The organism is Bacilliculturomica massiliensis (assembly GCF_900605495.1).
In the GTDB taxonomy this organism is placed as follows: Bacteria; Bacillota; Clostridia; order Peptostreptococcales; family Anaerovoracaceae; genus Bacilliculturomica; species Bacilliculturomica massiliensis.
In genome coordinates, this window is record NZ_LR027597.1 from 1 (window position 1) to 2,424 (window position 2,424).

Genomic DNA, 2,424 nt, shown 5'->3' on the forward strand with positions numbered 1-2,424 from the left:
GTGATCGTTGCAACGTTTACTTTATCTTTTCCATTGTTCCAGGAATCGAACTGTTTGATGTCTCCGGAAGCATCGAATTTCACTCTGTACAGCTCACTGTCGTGATCGGTGCTTACGTCATACTTAGTTGTTCCAGAGGAACCGTTAGAATCCGTACCATTGTAGGTTACTTCTTTGCCGTCGATCAGCATATTGTAGTATGCACCGGCATCGCTGTTGTTCTTGCCCTTGCTGTTTACAACACCAAAGATGTCGTTGGAGCTGGTAGCGTTATCCATCAGCATCGCTACGATCTTCTTCTTGTTGGTATCATAAACGTAGTAAGCATCTACATCTTCGGAATCCAGAGCACTCTCATACTTCGCAATGCTGTAGTCATCCGTCTTGTCACTCATATTGCCGCCGATACCGAAGTGATCATCCTCATAATTGAAGAGAACTGCGTCTGTTGCCAGCTGTTTGCCGTCAAAGTAACCCTTTGCAGTGATGTCCGCGGTGGCTCTTCCGGCAATAATGTCTTTCGCAGTGATGATATCATTGCCATCACCCTTGGTCACGATAACGCTCAGGTCATCGATGACGCCGCTCTTGTCTACATTGTACTTGACAATTGCACCGGTGGTAACGATATTTTTCTTCCATACTCCATCGGTAATTGCACCGCTGGTAATATCATCTTTGTCTACAGAGAAGATCTTGCTGGATCCATCTGCGAGGAGCAGCTTCAGCTGGGCATCTCCGGTTACTCTGTCGGTAGTGTCGTCTTCGATTCTCAGTACGACAGCGTAGTTGGAGTCGCCGGCCGCTTCGCAGTCATAGATGTATCCGTAAGCATCCATGGTCAGTACTACATCGTCACCTGCTTCGATCTCATTTTCTGCAACTTCACCAGGGGCACCGTTTCCGGCAAGTTCTACTTTAGCATACTTGTATACGTTACCGTCAATTGTTACTTTTTTACCACTGGAGTTTACTTTGGATGCCTCGCCGCTGATTCTATCAACTGGTCCTACAGCAACACGAGCAATTTTATCATCATTATTCTTGTAGACGTATGCCGCCATATCGGCTTTGATGTCGTCCAATGAATCTGCGCCAACCAGCTCAAAGCTGTCCAAATCGATGTCATCATTGTTGTCTTCATCGAAGTCAACGCCCAACAACTTATGATTGCTGGTGATATCCGTCAGATCATCTGCTTCCAGTAAATCATAGTTGGTTACTTTCCAATACAGTACAGAATGTACTTCATTGATTTTCTTTCCGCTCAGGTCAACAGCTAATGTAAAGTTCACTTTTTCATCGCGATTGCCCAGGTCATCACTGGCAGCTTTATCCAGCTTTGTCTTTGCGATGTTATCTCCGTTCTGGAAATATTCGGCACTTTCTGTCAGGTCATCGATCGCATCCTTCTTCAGGGTGTATTCAGTTCCATCTGCCAGAGATAAAACATCATCCTTGATGGTACCGGATACGAAGGTGGAGAAGGTTTCCTTGATTGCGAGAATATCGCCGTCGCTGTTTACATAAGCACTGACAGCGGCGCCTTTGTACGGAGTCAGGTTGATGATGCTGTCTTCGTCACCAGATACGATGAACGCGTCATCATCAATGTCTTCTCTCCATGCAGCCACACCCTTCAGGTTGCTGCTGGACGCAATCTCAGCGCCCAGACGGTCCAGCATAGTATCATACTTCTTCACTTCTGTTGCGTTTCCGTCGCCCTTTTTCCACTCGATTACGGTTGCATTGAAGTTTCCGTCCTTGTCGACCTTACCGATGGCCTGATCCAGAGTCTGATACAGCATGATCGCGATATCGCCTCTGTTGGCGCCTTCTGTTCCAGTTTTGATTCCGTCCAGAATGCCCAGGACCTTCGCTCTGGATACGAAGCTGGCGGGATAGGTTCCAACCAACGATTCGTCCGTGTAGCCCAGAGCCTTGATCAGCATGGTGGTCGCTTCGTCGTAGGTTACGGTCGCGTCGGGATCGAATACGGTCTCGCTTCTGCCGCTGATGATGCCCAGCGTGTTGGCGTAAGCGATATATCCCTTCGCCCAGTGGGTCCTGCTGTCCGCAAACTTCGGTACAGCATCGGTCTCTTTCAGTCCCAGAGCCTTGATGATCAGAGATGCCATCTCCGCTCTCGTTACTGTCTGCTCCGGTTTGTAGGTCCCGTCTTCATATCCGGAAACTACGTCCAGGTTAGCCAGAACACGAACAGCGTCTTCACAGTTTTGGCCATCAATGTCGCTCAAGCTTGTGTTGCTCGGCGTGGTGGCTGTTGTTGCGAAAGCCATTCCAAAGCTTCCCAGAACCAGAGACAGTACCAGCACAAATGAAAGTACTTTTCTCATTTTGAAATTCCTCCTTTAGAATTCTTCGAAGGGGAGTTTATTCGTTTTGGTTTGCTCAAATCATCCT

The 2,424-nt window shown here is 47.9% G+C and carries 1 protein-coding gene; it reads right to left on the reverse strand.

What is annotated here, in order from left to right:
* A partial coding sequence (locus tag E0E37_RS01745) for an S-layer homology domain-containing protein (RefSeq protein ID WP_130861258.1) occupies positions 1-2,357 on the reverse strand: 2,357 nt, incomplete at its 3' end.
* Between the last annotated feature and the right edge of the window lie 67 nt (positions 2,358-2,424).